The organism is Methanococcoides sp. NM1 (assembly GCF_900774285.1).
GTDB lineage: Archaea > Halobacteriota > Methanosarcinia > Methanosarcinales > Methanosarcinaceae > Methanococcoides > Methanococcoides vulcani.
On record NZ_CAAGTW010000003.1, the window covers coordinates 214605 to 233893 of the forward strand.

The window sequence follows — 19289 nt, forward strand, 5'->3', positions numbered from 1 at the left end:
ACCACAATATCAATTCCTGGAATCAACTGCTGACATCTGCTTCTACGGCGGAGCATCTGCTTCAAGAAAATGACACTACCGGAAATCACATCATGGAGCAACTAAGTCATATTTTTCTATTAAATTCTCAGTCGTTTTTTACTTTTTTGATATCCGATCAGGTGTCCATGGAGGATCCCAGACCAACTCGACTTCTGCCTTCTTTATGCCGTCAATCGATTCAACCTTCTGTCTGACATTATCCACGATCATTGCAGCCATCGGGCAGCCGGGCGTTGTCAAGGTCATTTTGATATGGGCTCGGTCGCCTTCAACATCTACATCGTACACTAACCCAAGGTCCACGATATTGATCGGGATCTCGGGATCGTAGCATTTCTTAAGAACTTCCATCACGTCTTCTTTAGTTACCATAGTCAACCACTCCTTATCTTTTGCATATTATGATAATAACTAAATAGTTTAATCCTGAATAATTATTACGGGCATGATAAATGCCTATTAAATTCGTTAAATGGGGGTAATTCGAGTATGGCAAAACCTAAGATGTTATCTATAGAAACCATAGCCAGAGATCCTATAAAGGATGCAGAAGGAAAAGAAATTGGGAATTTCGTAGACTTTATAATAGACTTGGAGCAAAATTGTATTCCATACGTCATTGTGTCGCTTAAAAGTAGAGATGGATACGTTGGAATTCCCTGGGGAATTTTCAAATTAGGGGAAAAACACAGTTTTATTCTGGATGTTGCTAGCTCCACGCTTGATAGTGCACCGGGTTTTTCAGAAGATAAATGGCCTGATATATCTACTCGCGAATACGAAGAAAAGATTTACAAGCACTTTGGCTGTCCGTTGTGTGTGAGCTGCTAAATCACATCAATTTTGTATTACAGGGACGTCATGTGACGGTTCCTGAACTTTCCTTTTTATAATCCGAAGTGACGCCTACTGTATGCCACAAATTTAGTCTACTCTTCTCTCCGAAAAACCACTCATTGAAGGCAACTCTGTCACACTGCCAATTGTGAAATCCGCACTGAACCTCAATAGTTACTCATTAAATCACAAAAAATACAAGATCACCGGCAACAGTATCACTCCCATTGCATGCGACTTCCTGATCTTCATGAACGACGCAGACATGCCAAGAGGGATTGCGATCACAAAGATGAGCAGACCAAAGAAGCCGGTGAACAGCAGACTCATCAGTGCGAGGCCCAGAAGGACTGTGATGCAGATCATTGAATAATCGAGCTTTGCAAGCATCCTGTGGATATTGTTTCCGATGGCTATTGTTGAGATGTATGATAATAGTGCTGTGATGGCGATGACCAGCAAGAACAGGATGATGTCCTGAGCGCTCAGGCTGGCGGCTTCCAGAAGCTCGTCTACGGCAACCATTGCGCCACTTCTTGTTTTTCCTATCACTGCGAGGGCGAACAGGCCGAAGATTGCGTTTGCTGTGTTGACGCCGGAAACCGAGACGATGAACTCTTTGGAGCTTTCCATGGTCTCATCAATGTAGAACTCGTCATCTTCATAACGATAATCATTTTTATTATCGCATTCGTATCCATGTTCGTCATCATCTTCAGTTTGTGTGTTCTTTTTCCTGTCAAAATCGCTTTTGATGAACAGTCTTGCAAGTACTGCTGCAATGGATGACGATATTCCCGGGAGCCAGGCCACTATGGAGCCGGCTGCACTGCCGGTGATAACTCCTCTGATTATTCTTTTTGCAGGCAGCTCGATCTTTGAATATTTCTGGGGTGGGATGTGGGAACCTGAGAACAGGCTGATGAGCAACTGGGATGCACCGAAAAGTCCGCTGAGAAGCGGGAGGAGTATTGATGGAGAGCCGAAGTCGATCAGGGGGTGCATTGAGGCTTCCATCCTGAACGCGAACAGGCCGAGGAATCCGGTCAGAACGAAGAGAATGAGTGCGTAGGCTTTGTACTTGTACTTTACAAGGGAACCCTGGTTGATGGTATATTCACCTTTCTCGCTCAGTATCAGGCTTACGGAGATTAGCAGGAGGAGCAATCCGAGGTAGTTCTGTAGTATCGGGTAGATGTTGCTGAAAGCAAACGCAAGGGGAACTGCAATTATTAGTGAAAATGCCACTGAACCTGCGCTTCCCAGCGCTGAGAGGCGTATGGCCTCCGAGCCAAAGCCCTCGAGCAGCAGCCGGTGTCCTGGAAGGACTGCCAGCGCCATGTCGTCATTTGGTGCTCCAAGATATACAGCGGGAATAATATCATGAAAGGTGTGTGACAGTGAGTTTGCCAGAATGGCTATGGCTATGTAGGTTGGCGGGATGCCGCTGTCCATGAGCATGGGGGAGAGTGCTACCAGCATCAGGGCAAAGTTGTTCGTGTGTATTCCCGGGATCAGTCCCGAGAATATCCCGAGAGCATATCCGATGAGCACTGACAGTAGCAACATCGGGATGGTGATGTCGGAGGGCATTTGAGTTCCTTCTAAGTATCGTTTTTTAGAATAGGTGCAATTTCTTGCATCCGGCAGCTCGAAGGTTTTTGCTCTTAGTCGGTGTGTTACGATATAAGAATTTCCTGTTTTTATTGGGGTTGAAATATTTTAGTTGGGCTTTCCTGTAGCTCTCCTGTATTCTGGTCTTTTTACCAGTCATACAACAAATATTTATGCAATTGACGATATATAGAAATTATACACGAAATATGGTCATACCTGGAAATCAATATGTTCAACAAAAGTTCTTCATTCAGGGAAGTGCAGAAATTCAGGCAATTCTGGGTAAGTTCATTGGTACTGATTCCTGCGGTTGTGACACTCTATGGAGCTTACCAGCAACTGGTGCTAGGTCAGCCTTTCGGCGACAACCCTGCCTCGGATAACACCATGATAATTCTGACGATCATTTTTGGTTTCCTGTTCCCGTTATTCATCTTTTCGATGAAACTGGTGACCGAAGTGCGCAGCGACGGTGTTTATGTTCGTTTCTTCCCGTTCCACCTGTCGTTCAAGAAGTTCGGCTACACAGACATTGCCAGCTATAAAGCAGTGCATTACAGTGCACTTCGGGATTACGGAGGCTGGGGCATACGCTATGGAAAAAATGGTAAGGCTTACAACATAAGTGGGAATGATGGCATCATACTGGAATTCCAGAACGGAAAGCATTTGCTCATCGGTTCACAAAAGGTCCACGAATTCCTGATGGCAATGGATCAAAGTGCCAGAACTGCCTGAAAGGGCAGTCTGACATTCAAAAAGTCTATTTCTTTTAACGAGGCTGTTCAGAACAGCTCATCTACACAATCCTTGTAATCACGGTATGCACGGGTGTCTGCGATATTCTGCGGTCCGGTGGCAAAAACTTCCAGCATTGAGCGATAATACCATTCCTGCTCATCCTTTGGTGCATTGAACTTGCTCCAGAAATCATCACCTTCCTGCTTTATATCGCTGATAAGGTCCCTTATGTTGGCAAGCTTGTCCGCACATGACAGGAGTCTGATCTCACTGTTTGCCCTGCTTATCCTTTTGATGGTGTACTGCTTTCGTTCTTTCCAGGTCTGTGCCTTATCGCCCTCTGCAGCCTGTCTGAGCTCAGCAGGTTCGGTAACAGCTTCCACATAATCACCGACTGCCGGTCCATATCTTCTTCTTATGGTCACAAGGTCAACGTCCGTATCCTCAACGATATCATGGAGCAATCCTGCAAAAACAAGCTCTGAAGATGCATTGTCTTTCATCAGTATGGATGCTACGTCCATTGGATGGGATATATATGGCACTCCTGACTTCCTTGTATTATTTCTATGTTCATAGCTAACGAATGAGAATACGTCTGCAAGCTCGTTCAGGTCGCTCTCCTGCTTTTCTCCATATTCTTCATCCAGGTCAAGCAACTGTATACTGTAGGATGCCATCCTTGAATGCTCATATACAGTAATCTCACCATCGATCTCTGTTAATATCATCCGGTAAACGTCACTATTCCAGATCCTCCTTGAAGGTTCATCAGAAAGGAAATCCAGGTAGTCGAACATTTCAGGGGTTTCTACAGGCTCGGAAACATTACCGGTATGGATGATAAGTCCATTTCCTTTTTTCTCAGTGTTGTCACAGTGCTGGATTATAAGCTCGCGTATTTTCATGATAAGGACTCCATATTTGATGTGTCTGTTTTTGTTATACTGGATGGTATTCTATGGATAAAGGTTTCGTATAGATAAAGCCTGAGCTACTAAGACCAAACAGATTTTCATAAAAGATGATCAGGAAATGTTATTCTTCACGATCCATGAGGTGACAACTATCCAGTTATCAAGAATGCTATCATACTCATTCAAAAGTTCATCTGCCGGAATATCAAGATCCATATCCAGTACCTTCGGCAGTTCTCTCATGATCGCAAAAGCAGCTTTCCTACCGGCATTTTCCGGAATGAGCCCCCATGATACTTCATCGATGATGTGGAGCACAGAAACAGTTGCAGCCACAAGTGCCGGATTTCGTGATATCTTACGAAGCTGCTCTATGAATCCGGGTTTCTTGTTCTCACCCTCCAGAGTTGATGCCACTTTCCAGTATCTTGCTTCATCGATCCCGAAACGGTCCAGTCTTACCAGCATATCACGCTGGGATATCGGTGTTATGTCCGATTGGATCCCCACAGCTTTTGTTACGGCTTCAAGAACACATTTTCCGATAAGTTCCCCCAGTTTGGAATGCTTTCCGACATCTGTAAGTTTTAGTGAACTGGTGGTGTCTGCAACAACAGTCATCATATCAGTTCCTGTTCCTGTTGCTATCCCGCTCGAATAACGGCTGGGTGCCATAAGCTGCTGCAATGCTGCACTCTTTGCCTCAGTTGCGGTAATCAATGCCCTTGCAATCGAATATGCGGGCAGGTCTGCTCCTATCAAAAGAATAATGTTTATCGTGCCGCCGACTGGTTCGAACCTTTCGTCTTCCTGATAATAAGATGAAGTATCCCCTGCACGACCGCCGTTTATCTCAACTCCACCGGTTATAATTGCTGTGACCTCAAGACCTCTGAATGATTCGGATGAGATGACAGCATTTTCCATTCTTGCTGTTGTAAGCATCCCCGATGTCCTATTGGTTTCAAGTCCAAGCCTGTTTGCGACTATCTTGAGATATTCTGGAACACTCCCGCCTTCAAGGTCGCCTGCACCATGGCTTCGGTGTGGTATCATATGATTGAAGACCGATTCCAGATCCTCACTGTATCCTCCGTTGAGCCACGAAGTTGTGAGTGTCCTTCTTCCTGCAGGAAGCTTTACTACCAAAGAATTATCCTGCAGGTATGCAAGCTCCCCTGCAGAGGTTTCAAAAAGTATTTTGCGCTCCGTCTAACCACTACCTTTTGTGTAACCGTTTTAGTAATTGCTTATATCGGTTATCTATTAATAACCGTTTCTGAAAATATTTGTTTCACATTTCAGAAAATTCTGTTTCGCCTCAGTACTCATAGGGTTCATCATTGCTCAGAAAAGTTACTCATCACAGGCGATAACAGATCAGCATTTCATATCATTGCATATTTTCATGGCGGCATCGGCAGGCGAATCTGAGTTATAGATACTACGTCCTACGATCACCCAGTCAGCACCTGCATTGATAACATCGGCAGCACTGCCACCCTGTGCACCTACGCCAGGTGAGATTATGTGCAGATCATTGCCGATGATCTTGCGAATATCCCTGACCCTTTCAGGTCTTGTGGCTGGTGCAACAACACCTGTAGCACCGGCATCAACCGCCATCTTTGCAATGGTCTCTGCAACAGGTCGGAAGAACTCCACACCACCGGGGTGGCTCATTTCTGTTACAACGTAGACGTCTCTACCATATTCTTTTGCGACCTTTACACAGGAATCCAGGCTGTCACGACCTGTAAATCCGTGTGTTATGACTGCATCGGCCCCGGCTTTGAATACCTGTTCGCAAATAAGGCGGTCGGTATTAGGGATGTCAGCAACCTTGAAATCTGCAATAACAGGTGCAAGCTCGGCTAATTCTTTAACGATGCCCAGCCCTTCTCCGAGTACAAGCGGATATCCGACCTTAATGGAATCCACATATTCAGATACTTCATTAGCAATACGCAGGGCATTTTCCCTGTCTGTAACATCAAGGGCAAGGATCAAGCAATTCTTCTTTTCCATAGGGCATCTCCTGTATCCTGGTTTTGGAACAAGTATAAGTTATACTACCGGTTCAATGCTCCCTTAGCTCATTAACCTTTCTTTTAAGTTCCTCGACCACAGCAGGGTTCTGGAGAGTTGTGATATCTCCTACCTCCGTATCATTGGTAATTGCTTTCAGGACACGCCTCATGATCTTACCGCTTCTTGTCTTTGGAAGTTCCTCTGTGAATATGATCTGTTTCGGACGTGCGATGGCACCGATCTCCTCCACAACATGCTCTTTTAATTCCTGTTTAAGTTCATCACAGAGTTCGGCATCTGATTCAAGGATCACATAAGCAACGACGACTTCTCCCTTGATCTCATCTGCCTTTCCATCAACAGCAGCTTCTGCAACTGCCGGATGTGATACAAGTGAGCTTTCGATCTCCATTGTCCCGAGCCTGTGTCCGGAAACCTTGATAACATCGTCCAAGCGACCAAGTACCCAGAAGTCCCCGTCCTTGTCCCTGCGTGCACCATCGCCTGCAAGGTATCTATCTGTACCCCACTTGCTCCAGTAGGTATCAAGGAATCTCTGCTCGTCCCCGTTTATTGTCCTGATCATACTCGGCCATGGTCTCTCAATGGCAAGGTATCCGCCTTCACCTTCAGGAACTTCATTTCCTTCCTCGTCAAGGACAGAAGCCTTTATTCCCGGGAATGGCCTGGTCGCAGTACCCGGTTTCATGGTGGTGAGGCCGGGTAGCGGACTTATCATTATCATACCTGTTTCGGTCTGCCACCATGTATCTACAATAGGGCAGCGGGAATTGCCGATGACCTCATAGTACCATAACCAGGCTTTTGGGTTGATAGGCTCGCCGACACTTCCAAGCAGGCGCAGGGATGAGAGGTCATGCTTTGCGGGAATGTTATCTCCCCACTTCATGAAGGTCCGTATTGCAGTAGGTGCTGTGTAGAATATAGTTACTCCATATTTTTCCACGATGTCCCAGAACCTGTCCTTGTCAGGATAGTCAGGTGCACCTTCGTGCATTACAATGGTCGCTCCGTTTGAGAGGGGGCCGTATACAAGATATGAATGTCCGGTGATCCATCCGATATCTGCAGTACACCAGTAGATATCATCATCCTTCAGGTCGAATATCCATTTGGAAGTAACATTCGTGCCGACCATATATCCGCCGGTAGTATGGACAACTCCTTTTGGTTTGCCTGTTGTACCGCTGGTGTACATCAGGAACAGTATGTCTTCGGCATCCATTTGTTCAGGTTCACATACCGAATCAATATTGTGTATAAGGTCATCCCACCAGATATCCTTGTCCTCTTTCATGGCGATAGCATTAGCAGCATGGTTGACCACAACGACCTTTTCCACACATGTAGCAGTCTCAAGTCCCCTGTCAGCTTTCTCTTTCTGTTCCACCAGTTTACCCTTGTGGGAATAACCGTCACATGTAATGACATATCGGCTGTTCGCATCATCCACACGTTGTGCAAGAGCGTCTGCGGAGAATCCTGCAAAGACCACGCTGTGGGGTGCACCTATTCTGGCACATGCCAGCATGGATATCACTGCTTCGGGTATCATGGGTAGGTAGATCGTTACAACGTCACCTTTCTTCACTCCCATTTCTTTTAATGCAGCAGCAAAACGAGCAGTTTTGTCCAACAGTTCCTTATATGTATAGGTCTCTGAATTTTCCATCTCACCTTCCCAGATAAGTGCTGTCTTGTCACCATGTTTTGGGATATGGCGGTCGAGACAGTTGTAGGAGGCATTCAGTTTTGCACCGGTGAACCACTTTGCGTGAGGTGGCTGCCAGTCAAGGACAGTATCCCATTTTTCGAACCAGTCGATGTTGTAGGCAAGATCCCCCCAGAATCCCACAAAGTCCTCTTCCGCTTTTTCATATATCAGCGGGTCCTTCATGTTAGCCTGCCTGACAAACTCTTCCGGTGGATAGTACTTCTTCTGTTCCTTAAGCAAAGATTCGATTGTTTCTGTCATTTGTTAACAAGACCTATTGATTATGTAAGGATATATGTAATTATAACGATTAATTAGGTAAATATGTAGTGGTCAAATCTTTTATCTTAATGGCTCATAATTCATCAGAAGTTTGAATTTTATTTCAGGTAGTTTCAGTTCCATTTTAAATTCTGCTTTTGCTGTCTGAACCCGTTTCAATAGTATTTCAGCTATCTATATTGTGTTCCTTTGTGGTGAAAATAGAGAAATCTAAAGGAGGTCTGAAGAATAAAAGGTTCAAATGGGGGACACTCATGGACATGTTTATGGATGCCAGGTGAGGGGAAGCGCAGACAAGAGCGTAATTTGGGGATCACCTGGCGGGGAGTGGTGGTACGTATGGAAAGCCTGCGCTCTAATTATTAATCTGTCACAATTCTATAAATAGACAATCATTAATCATGATATTTTTATACTAATACCTATTTTTAATGACACCCATTTTTAATTCATACCTGAAGGTCAATTATCTCTTCAAGGGTCATCGACGTATAGGATGCAGGCACGAGGGACCTTTTGTGATCGCTGTGCAAATGATACTCTGTGCCATACTCTGTACCACATTGAATGAATTTAATGATGAGATCGCCCATAGATATTCAGTATATTATAGTACATTAACAGGTACTGAACTAAAAATATCAGTTCCTGTCATAGAATATATTTGGTGTTTTTGTAACATCCGTAAGTGTTTTTGAAGTTCCGCCGGGATATATGACCTGAAGGGAATGGATGTTGGTTCCCAGATTATGACCGTCGTGCAGGTAGTAACTGTCACTTGACCTGGAAACATCCTTTAATGTAATAACTGCAGTATCGTAACCTATCTCCTCGATTTCTGTTTCTTCATATTCGGAAAAGATGTTCTCAAAAGATGATTCGAGGTGACGTGTGCCGAATGCAAGCACGTACATCCTGGCGAACATGTCAAGGTCATAGGTCACTGTCACATATGCATCTGTTTCATCAAAGCGCATGACCATCCTGTCAAAGTGCATAAAATCAGTTTCTTCTTCTATTTCTTGTGCTAATGCAGGTATCGAAACAGAGGAAACTAATATGAATAATACAAGGAAAGAAAGCACTTTCATATTAACAGGATTGTGCTACAGGTAGATATTACTAACGCGTTTTCTTTGGAAGAATGAATGTAATTGGAGTTAAAAGAGGCTGAATTGTACAAATCGAGCTCAGTTCCTAACAGTTTGACATTTCCCAATCGATACATTCATATTTAGTGTGTTCTATTTCAACCTGCTTTTAGCATTAATATATAAGTGAACACAATGATCCGTTAACATGATTTGTATGTTGTTGCTATTATAATAATATCATATTGATCAAAAATTAGATCTAAACAAAGAGGAGTATGATTATGGAGAGTTTAATTTACCTTGCCCCTCTGGCAGGTATTGTAAGCTTGGTATTTGCTGCATTCTTTGCTTCCCGTGTCCTGAAGGAAGGAACCGGTTCAGAAGAGATGCAGGAAATATCACTTGCGATCCAGGAGGGTGCTATGGCTTATTTGAATCGTCAATATAAGACAATAGCTATCGTAGCAGTTATACTTGCAGGACTTATCTTCTTCCTTCTGGGAGATGACAGTGGCAAGATCGCAGTAGGATTTATCGCCGGTGCTGCAGCTTCCGCAGTAGCAGGATACATCGGTATGAACGTTTCTATCAGGGCAAACGTCAGGACAGCACACGCAGCTTCCAAGGGACTTCAGGAAGCAATGTCCGTCGCATTCCGCGGTGGAGCTGTCACAGGACTTGCTGTGGTCGGCCTTGCATTACTTGGTACCAGTGGTTTCTACATTCTTTTCGGCGATGTTGACCTTGTTATCGGATTCGGTTTCGGTGCAAGTCTTATCAGCCTGTTCGCAAGGGTCGGTGGAGGTATCTTCACAAAGGCTGCAGATGTAGGTGCTGATCTTGTTGGTAAGATCGAGGCTGGTATCCCTGAGGATGACCCAAGGAATGCCGGTGTCATTGCTGACAACGTAGGAGACAATGTAGGAGACTGTGCCGGTATGGGTGCAGACCTTTTCGAGACCTATGTCGTTACCGTCCTTGCGTCAATGCTTCTTGGATCCCTTATCCTTGAAACATATCCAAACGCAATCCTTTACCCATTGATCCTCGGTTCAGTGGCTATTTTCGCGTCCATCATTTCCATGTTCTTCGTGAAGGTCGGCAGCGATGGAAAGATCATGAAAGCACTCTATAAAGGAGTTGCTGTATCAGCAATTCTTTGTCTGGTTGCATTCTACTTCGTCACCGATTCACTCATGGGTGACATCCGCCTTTACTATGCATCCATCGTGGGTGTAATTATCATGGTGCTGATGGTAGTGTTCACAGAATACTACACTTCCACAAGCTTCCGCCCGGTCAGGACCATTGCCAAAGCATCAGAGACCGGTGCAGGTACCAATGTCATTTCCGGTCTTGCTATCGGATTCGAAAGTACGGTACTCCCAGTGATAATCATCATTGCAGGTATCCTTGGTTCCTACTTCATTGCAGGCGGTGCAACAGACCCTGCATTAGGTGTTTACGGTATTGCTATTGCAGCAGCAGCAATGTTGTCCACAACCGGTATGATCGTAGCACTTGACTCATACGGTCCTATCACCGACAATGCCGGTGGTATCGCTGAAATGGCAAAGATGCCTGAAGAAGTACGCAAGATCACCGATGCACTCGATGCGGTCGGAAACACAACGAAGGCTGTAACAAAAGGTTATGCCATAGCTTCTGCAGCACTTGGTGCAATGGCACTTTTCGCAGATTTCAGGCACAAGGTCAACCTCGAGGCAGGTTCGCTCAGCCTTGACAACCCTATAGTTATTGTTGGTCTGCTTATAGGTGCACTGCTTCCATTCCTGTTCACTGCAGTTACAATGAAGGCAGTAGGAAAAGCAGCATTCGCTATCGTGAACGAAGTTCGCCGCCAGTTCAGGGAGATCCCTGGTATCATGGAAGGCACCGCAAAGCCTGAATATGGCAAGTGCGTGGACATCGTCACTGCAGCAGCTATCCGTGAAATGGTGATTCCGGGTATCCTCGCAATCTTCGTTCCACTTTTAGTTGGAGTTGTGCTTGGTCCGGAAGCTCTAGGCGGTCTGCTTATCGGTATCATCGTTGCAGGTCTTCTCCTTGCTCTTACAATGAACAACGGAGGAGGAGCATGGGACAATGCAAAGAAGCTCATTGAAGATGGAGAACACGGCGGAAAGGGTTCCGACGCTCACAAGGCAGCAATTGTCGGTGACACAGTCGGTGATCCATTCAAGGACACATCAGGACCCGCTCTTAACTCACTGATCAAGGTAGTGAACATGATCGCGATCCTGTTCTCTTCTCTCTTCATCGGAAGGGGCCTGTTCTAAATTTGAAACATCGATCCGGCATTGTCCGGATCATCTATTTTCTTTTTTTGTTGATCTTTCTGATAACGTTCTCATCACTAATTGTTTTGAAAAGCCAGTGGCTTATTAAAGATCCGTGATTTGATATTATCTGGCAATGGCTGGTACTAGTTAGCAAAAAAAAGAATATGGCTGATCAATAATAGAACTAAATAAGGACTAATATGTCCAGATAGGACTGTCCGAGATACTTATTATTGAACACCGATCTGTAAATGCCTATTGGATCAGGCATCGCATATCTCGAAGAATACACCTCTCTCTTCTAGTTCTTCCATTATCTCTTCGTAGAATACTCCCATACCTTCCACATTCTCATGTGTAAATTCATTGACACGCCCGCAAGGTCCTCCTATGGTCGTGGTCTGTGCACCGCATGAGGGGCTCTTTGGAACTCCGAGTATCTTTATGGAATAGCCTTCCTGGTAGAATTGCTCGAGCATATCTGCAAAAGGCTCGAAAAGAGAGCGGCAAAAGCGTTTGTAATTCGGCGTTTCAAGCTGGTCTTTTGTGATCGCCCTTCGGGAACTGCCAAGGTATATCATTTCAGGACATGGTAGCTGGATCACGTTCCTGTTGCATATCTCTATTTTAGGTGGAGCTTTGATGCCTTTAAGTCGGGAATATACATTTGCCAGGCAATGTCCGATAACCAGTATCTCTTTTCCATTCTTTTCTTCCATGATACGACCTCCTCACTAACCTATATCCTATATCCAATATTCTTCACATGCTTCATAAAATGTTCAGTATTATTGTCGGGATCTAAGCAATATTTATATAGTGTCAGAAACGGTTTAAATCTATCTCGAGGAGATAATAAACATGCATGAAGATCTGGGAAAAATTCTCAACAAAGGATTTGGAACATGGAAACGTAATTTAGGGATTGCCGTTCCGTTCATCTTTAACATGCTGCTAAGTATGCTCGTCATGGTAATGGCTGTTATTATCCTGTCGTTCCTTGTCATCGCTCCGTCGATCTCAAAGATATCTGATCCGTCTTCCCTTTCCCCGGAAGAGGCAATGGCGTTGATCATGCCTCTGTTCAATGATAGCATTGGTGTTGTCATAGTATTCGGGCTTCTAACAATACTGGTACTGACATTTATCCAGTCCTATTTCACTGCCGGTGCTGTAGGAATGGCAAAGGCAGCATCAGAGTCCGGGCATACGACCCTTTCCGATATGTTCCATTATGGGAATAAAAACGTTATCAACCTGCTTCTGGCAAAGATCCTTGTGTTCCTGATAAGCCTTGTTGGCATCGTTTTTATTGTACCCGGGGCACTTGTTACAAACGACTTTGGCACATTGATGTCCAATCCTGAAAATGCCATAATCACAAGTGTAATGCTACTTTTTGGTTTTTTATTGTGGATCCTTTATGCCATAATCGTTGCTCTGGTCCTTAGTCCTCTTGAATTCTGTCTGGTGGTGGACAACCTTGATCCCATATCAGGTCTTAAGAGGGGTTACAGTTTCTTCATGGAAAACAAGCTGGACGTTCTACTGCTTTTCATAGTAATGATCAGTATATCTGTCCTGAACAACCTGCTTAGTGAAGTGATGGCTTCCATAGAAGCAGTTGGAGCCGTCTGGGCATTTATCAGTTTCATTCTATCTATAGCTGTAATACAACCACTTATTACGGTCTGGTGGACCCGCCTTTACATGTCTAGGTCAGAAAAAGAACTGTATGATATCAGTGAGTTGCTGGAACATCCTTAAAAAAGATATCTTTAGAGAACCACTTTGAAAATTATCATTAAGTTATTCGCTGTCAACTCTATTAACTTCGTCCAAGCAGCTTACATGCCTGACAAAGCTCAGCTGTACATGGCTCGCCACACACCCTGCAATCCGTGAGACTGGCCTGTGGGAATTCCTTCCCAAGTATTCCTACCATCTTGTCAAAACCTCTCATGATAGAGTACTTGGTGCCGGGATGTCTTACTTCAAAATCGTTGATCATATCCCTGACCTCTCCCCTGAGGGCCTCATGGGCATACGGACATTCGCTCATATCGAATGGAAGATCGTTCACAATAGCATACAAAGCGACCTCTTTCTCAGGAACCTTGCGTAAAGGTTTTGCACGAAGCACGAGACCTTCCAGGGCGCGTGGCGGTGAAAGACGTATCATACGCTCCACATCACCTCCAAGGTGGTTCATCATTATGGTCTGGGCCTCATCATCCAGATTGTGGCCGGTGGCAAGCTTTGTAGCACCTATCTCATTAGCTATCTTGTTCATCAGGGATTTTCTCAGGACACCGCAATAACTGCATGCTCCAAGCTCCCTCTCCTGTGCGACCAGTTCATCCAGTGTCTTGTCATATTCATCCTTAAAAGAACGCACAATGTGCCTGATGCCAAGCTCGGATGTGAGCTTTCTTGCTTTTTCAAGGGTAACTTCCCTGTAGCCCTCAATGCCTTCGTCAATAGTGATCGCAACGATCTCCACATCCCGTCTCTTGCTGAATATCTTGTGAAGTATGTGTAACAGTACAATACTGTCCTTTCCTCCGCTAAGCGCGACGGCAATGATGTCACCTTTTTCGACATTGTATTGCTTTCTGATCGTCAGTTTGATCTTGCGTTCCACATCTTCAATGAAATGTTTCCTGCAAAGGTGCATGCCTGAGTATTTCTGAAAAATAATGGCATCCTTGTTACATTTCATGCATTTAATGGGCATTGGGTAGAGCTCCTTTTCTTCTCAAAAGAAACTATGATATTAGAACTTTGGGGTTTGAATGGATATGCCGGATATATTTGTTGTACTCATGTTGTACTCATCTTCGCTGGTTCCACATCAAAACGTTAATTTACACATAATGTAATCTTATTCCGATGGATAGCATACTATCACTCAGCAATGTCTCTAAAAGCTACGGGAATGTTCCTGTTCTCAAAGGCATTGATCTTGACATAAAAAAAGGAGAGTTCGTTGCTATACTTGGGTCCAACGGGGCAGGCAAGACTACTCTTGTTAAGATCATGTCCACCCTATCCTCTCCTTCGGAAGGGGTAGTAGAGATCAGCGGACATAACGTTGCAGATGATCCGGTTTCAGTAAGAAGCATGATCGGTGTGATCTCCCATGAAACACATCTGTACAACGACCTCACAGCAGAGGAAAACTTACGTTTCTTCGGAAAGATGTATGGTATCAAAGGTGATGATCTGGAAGATCGCATAAATGAACTTCTGGAGCAGGTAGAACTTTCCGGCAGGTCGGATGACAGGGTTGCCACTTTTTCCAGGGGTATGAAACAGCGTCTTTCCATTGCAAGGTCATTGATACATGAGCCACAACTTCTCTACCTTGATGAGCCTTACACAGGGCTGGACCAGCATGCAAGCCGGACATTTGAGAAAGTGCTTCAGGACCTTGATCCGAAAGATACTACAAGATTGATGGTCACTCATGATCTAATAAGGACATTCCATATGTGTAATCGCGTTGTAATACTGGATAATGGAAGGATAGTATTCGACAGCCCGATGTCTGATGTGGGTTCAGCAGAAGAGCTAAAAGAGATCTACATATCTAATGTAAAAAGCCATAGTTCAATATGATCGGGAGTTTTCAATGATTCGTATTTTTGACATTGCAGCAAAGGACCTTAAAGAGGAATTCCGCACCAAGCAGATGCTCAATTCCATGGTGATCTTCTCGCTGCTTGTTATCGTGATATTTAGCATTTCATTTGGTCCGATACTTGGTTCTTCGGAAAATGTGGAGATGGTTGCACCGGGTGTACTCTGGATCGCATTTATCTTTGCAGGTTCGATCGGTCTGTCCCGATCCTTTGTAGCAGAACTGGAAAATGGCTGCCTTGAAGGATTGAAGCTCTGTCCTGTGAGCAGGTCTGCTATCTATACAGGGAAAGCTGTTGCAAACATCGTCCTGATGTTGATAGTGGAAATTATCACAATCCCGATCTTCGTCCTCCTGTTCAACTTCCACATCGGTGGCCTGTTCCTGCCAGGCCTGGTGATAGCTCTGGGTACTATCGGTTTTGTCTGTGTGGGCACACTTCTCTCAGCACTGACGGTAAATACCCGTACACGTGAGATTCTGCTTCCTGTATTGCTCCTGCCACTGATACTTCCGGTGCTCATACCTGCTGTGATGGCCACAGGTAGTGCACTCTCTGGTGCATCTGTGGGGGACATCTCACAGGAACTGAGGTTGTTGCTTGTTTATGATGTCGTGTTCTTCCTTGTGGCACAGCTCGTCTTCGAATACGTGATACAGGATTAAGGTTACAGGATTAAGGCTTATATAGCGGGGAGTTAGTACTACCTACATCATTTAACCTTATTATCGGAGCCTTCAAATGTCGGATAGAAGTTTAACAGGTAAGATCTTGCCACTGATGGCCGCTGCAACCATGTTGCTGGCCATTGGTATGCTATTCTTTTACCTGCCTGAGATGAAAGGTGAGTCCGGTGAAGTCCTGGACAGCAGTTTCAGGATATTCTATTTCCACATGCCCATTGCAATAACATCTTATCTTGCATTTACAGTTGTTTTCGTATCCAGTGTTCTCTATTTGAGGAAAGGTGAATACAAATGGGATATTATTTCACGCTCTGCTGCAGAGGTGGGTGTGATATTCGCATTACTTGTGCTAATCACAGGCTCCATCTGGGCAAAGGCGACATGGGGATGGTACTGGATATGGGAGCCACGTCTGACCACGTCCCTTGCACTTTTCCTTGTCTATGTAGCTTACCTGTTGTTGCGTCAGGCAGTTGATGTTCCGGATAAACGTGCACGTCTTGCATCAGTATTCGGCATACTTGGTTTTGTCTCGGTACCACTGAGCTTTTTATCTATACGCCTTTGGCGCTCAGCTCATCCTTTAATGTTCGGTGAAGCTGCTTCCGGTTCCGGCGGCGGGCTTGAAGGTACATCTCTTCAGTTGACCCTGCTTGTGAACATAGTTGCATTCATACTTCTTTTTGCGTCCATGGTCTCATACAAGATGGGCAATGAGATGCTTGATGAAGAGGTCAATGAACTTAGATCGTCTCTTAAATGAACATTCTTTTCATTTCTTTTTGTTCTCATTTCTTTCTTCCTTTTCCTCTGCTCCATTCTACTTCCTTTCTTTCCCTTTACTCTACTCTATTCTAATCCCCTTCCTTCTTTCTTCATCAGCAAAAAATATAAAGAATAGTTGCTGATTAGGTAGCATGCTTTTCGAACCAATTTCCATAGCAGACCTTACTGTGAAGAACCGTTTTGTGCGTTCAGCTACTAATGAGTGGCTTGCAGAGGAAGATGGCACCCCTACCACTGCCATTGGTGACATGTATGAGGAACTTGCATGCAATGATGTTGGTCTGATAATCACCGGTTATTCATATGTGAATGTGCAGGGAAAGAGCAACGAAAAGCAACAGGGTATATACGATGACAGGTTCATCGGACCTTACAGGGAGATCACATCAAGGGTGCACAAGTATGACAGCAAGATATTCATACAGATCGTGCATGGCGGTCGCCAGTCTGTGGTACAGGAGGGAATTCCTCTTCTGGCACCTTCAGCTGTTGAAGATGCTTCATCTGGGAAAAAGCCTGTGGAAATGACAGAGGAAGATATTCTCAACACCATTGAGGACTTTGTGGAAGCTGCCAGACGTTCAAAGGAGGCAGGTTTCGATGGTGTGCAGATACATTGTGCACATGGCTTCCTTCTAAGCAGTTTCATATCTCCTTATACGAACCAGAGAACAGACAAATGGGGTGGTTCTGTTGAGAACCGTACCAGAATAATAACAGAGATAACAAGGCTTATTCGTGAGAGAGTTGGTGGGGATTTCCCGATCATGGTGAAGCTGAATGCTACGGACGGGTTTGATGTATTTTCAGGCAAGTTCGGGCTTGATGCTCCGGAATGCGTGGAGATCGCAAGTCTTCTTGAGAAAGCTGGTATCTGTGCCATTGAGGTAAGTGGCGGTATATTTGAAGCAGGGGATGTGATGTCTCAGCCGAATATTGATTCTGAGGAAAAAGAGGCATACTTTAAGCGTTATTCAAAGATGATAAGCGATACTGTAAGTATCCCGGTCATACTGGTTGGGGGTATCAGGTCGAAGAAAGTTATGGGATCCATGCTAAATGGATATGCGGATATGGTCTCTTTCAGCAGGCCGTTCATAAGTGAGCCTGATCTTGTGGTGAAGTTAAAGAATGGTATCTCTGACAGGGTAAGGTGTGTATCCTGCAACAAATGTTTTGATCACAACGGAATTCGCTGCAATTATGATTTTGGCGATTCCGCTTAATATCTTTTTTTGATTTTTTGGTCGCATCTATTTATAGTTTCTTTGCCTTCATTAATTCATGAGGCTGGATGCATATCTCGTTGAAATGGGTCATTTCAAGTCCCGTGGGCGTTCCAAACAGGCTATTAAAGGCGGTCATGTGAAGATAGATGGTAGTGTTGTAACAAAACCTTCAAAGGATGTTTCTATTGATGATGATATCGAGGTCGATGAAGGTCTTGATATGCCAAAAGGCTATTTCAAGTTAAAGAGGATCCAGGAAGAAACAGGGCTCATCAGTGAAGGTGACAGTATCATTGACCTTGGTTCAAGTGCAGGCGGTTTCATCACGTTTGCATCAGAGATCGCCGGTAAGATAAATGGTCTGGAGTTCAGCCGTGAGTTCAGGTCAGAACTCGGCCAGCTTGTTCATGAGAATGAGAATGTATCCGTCATTTTCGATGATGTCTTTAGTGTTCCTCTTGCGGAGCTTTCAGAGGGGCCTGTGGATGTAATTATGAGCGATATGACACTGGAACCAATGGATTCATTGGCAGCTCTTGAACGAGTGCTTCCACTGCTGAAGGATGGGGGCAAAGTTCTTCAGGTCATTAAGGTGACAAAGAAGTGTGACAGAAGACCGCTGCTTGCCAGGGTGGAGGAACTTGGGATCGAGATCTTGCATGTTCTGGAATCTCATAAGCAGGAGATCTATGTTATTGGCCAGAAGACGGGTGTTCACGAAGCCATGGATTAAATCCGTTCATCAGGGAAAGGTTAGCAATGCTTTTGAAGCTATATGGAAAGGGGCGTCCTTTCCGGCTTTTTGTTGCAGGTCTGCATGGTTCGGAATGGCGTGATACTTCATCTGTCCTGTTAAACCTTGAACGGTCCTTTTCAGGTACTCTGGCGATCCTGCCGGTAGTTAGCAGGGGGAAATATATCTCTACACTTGACCGGGATTATTATTCAGGTATCGGAAAGACGATCGTTGATGTTGTTGAAAAGTACAAGCCTGACATCTATGTGGAACTGCATTCTTATTCTAAGGGGAATATCTGCAAACTGGTCTCAAAGGACAGGGTAAACAATGTAGGTGTCCCTGGTTTCAGCACTCTTGAAAATGGTGTTCTTATGGGATCGGTATCTCCTCTCATCCGAAGGGAATATTTTCCTGTTGAAGCTCTCTGCCTGACCTTTGAGGTTGAAAAGGATAACCTACAGTCGCAGAATTTTGTTTCAGGGATACTTGATGTTGTTAAAGACTGCAATTCAAGGGACGAGTTCATCGAATATATGATGGAACATTATCCTGAAGTGGCAAAAAAAGCGACAGACGATTATAAAAAATTCTATGGGTTGTAAGGTT

The 19289-nt window shown here is 44.6% G+C and carries 20 protein-coding genes; 10 read left to right on the plus strand and 10 right to left on the minus strand.

Features of this window, described 5'->3' with window-relative positions; genetic code table 11:
* Window positions 1–138: 138 nt before the first annotated feature.
* Entirely contained in the window at window positions 139–414 is a 276-nt protein-coding gene (locus E7X56_RS04585) for a metal-sulfur cluster assembly factor (protein ID WP_135605274.1), read from the minus strand.
* Between the two features lie 117 nt (window positions 415–531).
* Between E7X56_RS04585 and E7X56_RS04590 the strand changes: the two genes are divergently transcribed.
* Window positions 532–873 carry a PRC-barrel domain-containing protein gene (locus E7X56_RS04590; RefSeq protein ID WP_135605276.1) on the plus strand — a complete coding sequence of 114 codons (342 nt, stop codon included), beginning with the start codon at window positions 532–534 and terminating at the stop codon, window positions 871–873.
* Window positions 874–1065: 192 nt separating this feature from the next.
* On the opposite strand, the gene E7X56_RS04595 is transcribed toward E7X56_RS04590, so the two are convergent.
* On the minus strand, window positions 1066–2472 hold the full coding sequence (locus E7X56_RS04595) for a tripartite tricarboxylate transporter permease (RefSeq protein WP_167879446.1): 1407 nt from the start codon (window positions 2470–2472) through the stop codon (window positions 1066–1068).
* Window positions 2473–2724: 252 nt separating this feature from the next.
* On the opposite strand from E7X56_RS04595, the gene E7X56_RS04600 reads away from it, so the two are divergent.
* Window positions 2725–3234, plus strand: a complete 510-nt coding sequence (locus tag E7X56_RS04600; RefSeq protein ID WP_135605278.1) for a DUF6141 family protein — start codon at window positions 2725–2727, stop codon at window positions 3232–3234.
* A 47-nt stretch (window positions 3235–3281) separates the two neighbouring features.
* Here E7X56_RS04600 and E7X56_RS04605 read toward each other — a convergent pair whose 3' ends face one another.
* From E7X56_RS04605 to E7X56_RS04625, 6 genes are all read right to left on the minus strand, one after another.
* Window positions 3282–4145 (minus strand): HD domain-containing protein, encoded by an 864-nt coding sequence (locus E7X56_RS04605; protein ID WP_135605280.1) that lies wholly within the window; start codon window positions 4143–4145, stop codon window positions 3282–3284.
* A 120-nt stretch (window positions 4146–4265) separates the two neighbouring features.
* Complete coding sequence (locus E7X56_RS04610; RefSeq protein ID WP_244603402.1) at window positions 4266–5303, minus strand: adenosylcobinamide amidohydrolase; 1038 nt, start codon at window positions 5301–5303, stop codon at window positions 4266–4268.
* 231 nt (window positions 5304–5534) lie between these two features.
* Complete coding sequence (pyrF, locus tag E7X56_RS04615; protein ID WP_091688948.1) at window positions 5535–6182, minus strand: orotidine-5'-phosphate decarboxylase; 648 nt, start codon at window positions 6180–6182, stop codon at window positions 5535–5537.
* A 52-nt stretch (window positions 6183–6234) separates the two neighbouring features.
* Window positions 6235–8181, minus strand: a complete 1947-nt coding sequence (acs, locus tag E7X56_RS04620; protein ID WP_135605284.1) for an acetate--CoA ligase — start codon at window positions 8179–8181, stop codon at window positions 6235–6237.
* Between the two features lie 470 nt (window positions 8182–8651).
* Window positions 8652–8795: a hypothetical protein gene (locus tag E7X56_RS11730; protein WP_167879447.1), complete on the minus strand. Its 144-nt coding sequence runs from the start codon at window positions 8793–8795 to the stop codon at window positions 8652–8654.
* Window positions 8796–8843: 48 nt separating this feature from the next.
* Window positions 8844–9293: a hypothetical protein gene (locus tag E7X56_RS04625; protein WP_135605286.1), complete on the minus strand. Its 450-nt coding sequence runs from the start codon at window positions 9291–9293 to the stop codon at window positions 8844–8846.
* Between the two features lie 284 nt (window positions 9294–9577).
* Here E7X56_RS04625 and E7X56_RS04630 point away from each other — a divergent pair, with 284 nt between their 5' ends.
* The gene (locus E7X56_RS04630; RefSeq protein WP_135605288.1) at window positions 9578–11596 is read left to right on the plus strand and encodes a sodium-translocating pyrophosphatase; all 2019 of its coding nucleotides are present in this window, start codon (window positions 9578–9580) and stop codon (window positions 11594–11596) included.
* Window positions 11597–11862: 266 nt separating this feature from the next.
* Here the strand turns inward: E7X56_RS04630 and E7X56_RS04635 are convergent, their stop codons facing one another.
* The gene (locus E7X56_RS04635) at window positions 11863–12318 is read right to left on the minus strand and encodes a 2-thiouracil desulfurase family protein (protein WP_135605290.1); all 456 of its coding nucleotides are present in this window, start codon (window positions 12316–12318) and stop codon (window positions 11863–11865) included.
* Window positions 12319–12460: 142 nt separating this feature from the next.
* Between E7X56_RS04635 and E7X56_RS04640 the strand changes: the two genes are divergently transcribed.
* On the plus strand, window positions 12461–13366 hold the full coding sequence (locus E7X56_RS04640) for a hypothetical protein (RefSeq protein WP_135605292.1): 906 nt from the start codon (window positions 12461–12463) through the stop codon (window positions 13364–13366).
* 61 nt (window positions 13367–13427) lie between these two features.
* On the opposite strand, the gene E7X56_RS04645 is transcribed toward E7X56_RS04640, so the two are convergent.
* Window positions 13428–14336 carry a TIGR00269 family protein gene (locus E7X56_RS04645; protein ID WP_135605295.1) on the minus strand — a complete coding sequence of 303 codons (909 nt, stop codon included), beginning with the start codon at window positions 14334–14336 and terminating at the stop codon, window positions 13428–13430.
* Between the two features lie 155 nt (window positions 14337–14491).
* On the opposite strand from E7X56_RS04645, the gene E7X56_RS04650 reads away from it, so the two are divergent.
* The 6 genes from E7X56_RS04650 to E7X56_RS04675 all read left to right on the plus strand — a co-directional run bounded on the left by E7X56_RS04650 (window position 14492) and on the right by E7X56_RS04675 (window position 19285).
* The gene (locus tag E7X56_RS04650) at window positions 14492–15220 is read left to right on the plus strand and encodes an ABC transporter ATP-binding protein (protein WP_135605297.1); all 729 of its coding nucleotides are present in this window, start codon (window positions 14492–14494) and stop codon (window positions 15218–15220) included.
* Window positions 15221–15233: 13 nt separating this feature from the next.
* On the plus strand, window positions 15234–15908 hold the full coding sequence (locus E7X56_RS04655) for a heme exporter protein CcmB (RefSeq protein WP_135605299.1): 675 nt from the start codon (window positions 15234–15236) through the stop codon (window positions 15906–15908).
* 76 nt (window positions 15909–15984) lie between these two features.
* Entirely contained in the window at window positions 15985–16692 is a 708-nt protein-coding gene (locus tag E7X56_RS04660; protein ID WP_135605301.1) for a cytochrome c biogenesis protein, read from the plus strand.
* A gap of 154 nt (window positions 16693–16846) precedes the next feature.
* Window positions 16847–17941, plus strand: coding sequence for an NADH:flavin oxidoreductase (locus E7X56_RS04665; RefSeq protein ID WP_135605303.1), 1095 nt, complete (start codon window positions 16847–16849; stop codon window positions 17939–17941).
* A gap of 58 nt (window positions 17942–17999) precedes the next feature.
* Complete coding sequence (locus tag E7X56_RS04670; RefSeq protein ID WP_135605305.1) at window positions 18000–18677, plus strand: S4 domain-containing protein; 678 nt, start codon at window positions 18000–18002, stop codon at window positions 18675–18677.
* A gap of 26 nt (window positions 18678–18703) precedes the next feature.
* Window positions 18704–19285 (plus strand): DUF2119 domain-containing protein, encoded by a 582-nt coding sequence (locus tag E7X56_RS04675; protein WP_135605308.1) that lies wholly within the window; start codon window positions 18704–18706, stop codon window positions 19283–19285.
* The last annotated feature ends 4 nt before the right edge of the window (window positions 19286–19289 follow it).

Bases quoted from the DNA above. Each gene is read 5' to 3' on its own strand.
- E7X56_RS04585 (WP_135605274.1), bottom strand. From the start codon at position 414: ATGGTAACTAAAGAAGACGTGATGGAAGTTCTTAAGAAATGCTACGAT.
- E7X56_RS04590 (WP_135605276.1), top strand. From the start codon at position 532: ATGGCAAAACCTAAGATGTTATCTATAGAAACCATAGCCAGAGATCCT.
- E7X56_RS04595 (WP_167879446.1), bottom strand. From the start codon at position 2,472: ATGCCCTCCGACATCACCATCCCGATGTTGCTACTGTCAGTGCTCATC.
- E7X56_RS04600 (WP_135605278.1), top strand. From the start codon at position 2,725: ATGTTCAACAAAAGTTCTTCATTCAGGGAAGTGCAGAAATTCAGGCAA.
- E7X56_RS04605 (WP_135605280.1), bottom strand. From the start codon at position 4,145: ATGAAAATACGCGAGCTTATAATCCAGCACTGTGACAACACTGAGAAA.
- pyrF (WP_091688948.1), bottom strand. From the start codon at position 6,182: ATGGAAAAGAAGAATTGCTTGATCCTTGCCCTTGATGTTACAGACAGG.
- acs (WP_135605284.1), bottom strand. From the start codon at position 8,181: ATGACAGAAACAATCGAATCTTTGCTTAAGGAACAGAAGAAGTACTAT.
- E7X56_RS11730 (WP_167879447.1), bottom strand. From the start codon at position 8,795: ATGGGCGATCTCATCATTAAATTCATTCAATGTGGTACAGAGTATGGC.
- E7X56_RS04625 (WP_135605286.1), bottom strand. From the start codon at position 9,293: ATGAAAGTGCTTTCTTTCCTTGTATTATTCATATTAGTTTCCTCTGTT.
- E7X56_RS04630 (WP_135605288.1), top strand. From the start codon at position 9,578: ATGGAGAGTTTAATTTACCTTGCCCCTCTGGCAGGTATTGTAAGCTTG.
- E7X56_RS04635 (WP_135605290.1), bottom strand. From the start codon at position 12,318: ATGGAAGAAAAGAATGGAAAAGAGATACTGGTTATCGGACATTGCCTG.
- E7X56_RS04640 (WP_135605292.1), top strand. From the start codon at position 12,461: ATGCATGAAGATCTGGGAAAAATTCTCAACAAAGGATTTGGAACATGG.
- E7X56_RS04645 (WP_135605295.1), bottom strand. From the start codon at position 14,336: ATGCCCATTAAATGCATGAAATGTAACAAGGATGCCATTATTTTTCAG.
- E7X56_RS04650 (WP_135605297.1), top strand. From the start codon at position 14,492: ATGGATAGCATACTATCACTCAGCAATGTCTCTAAAAGCTACGGGAAT.
- E7X56_RS04655 (WP_135605299.1), top strand. From the start codon at position 15,234: ATGATTCGTATTTTTGACATTGCAGCAAAGGACCTTAAAGAGGAATTC.
- E7X56_RS04660 (WP_135605301.1), top strand. From the start codon at position 15,985: ATGTCGGATAGAAGTTTAACAGGTAAGATCTTGCCACTGATGGCCGCT.
- E7X56_RS04665 (WP_135605303.1), top strand. From the start codon at position 16,847: ATGCTTTTCGAACCAATTTCCATAGCAGACCTTACTGTGAAGAACCGT.
- E7X56_RS04670 (WP_135605305.1), top strand. From the start codon at position 18,000: ATGAGGCTGGATGCATATCTCGTTGAAATGGGTCATTTCAAGTCCCGT.
- E7X56_RS04675 (WP_135605308.1), top strand. From the start codon at position 18,704: ATGCTTTTGAAGCTATATGGAAAGGGGCGTCCTTTCCGGCTTTTTGTT.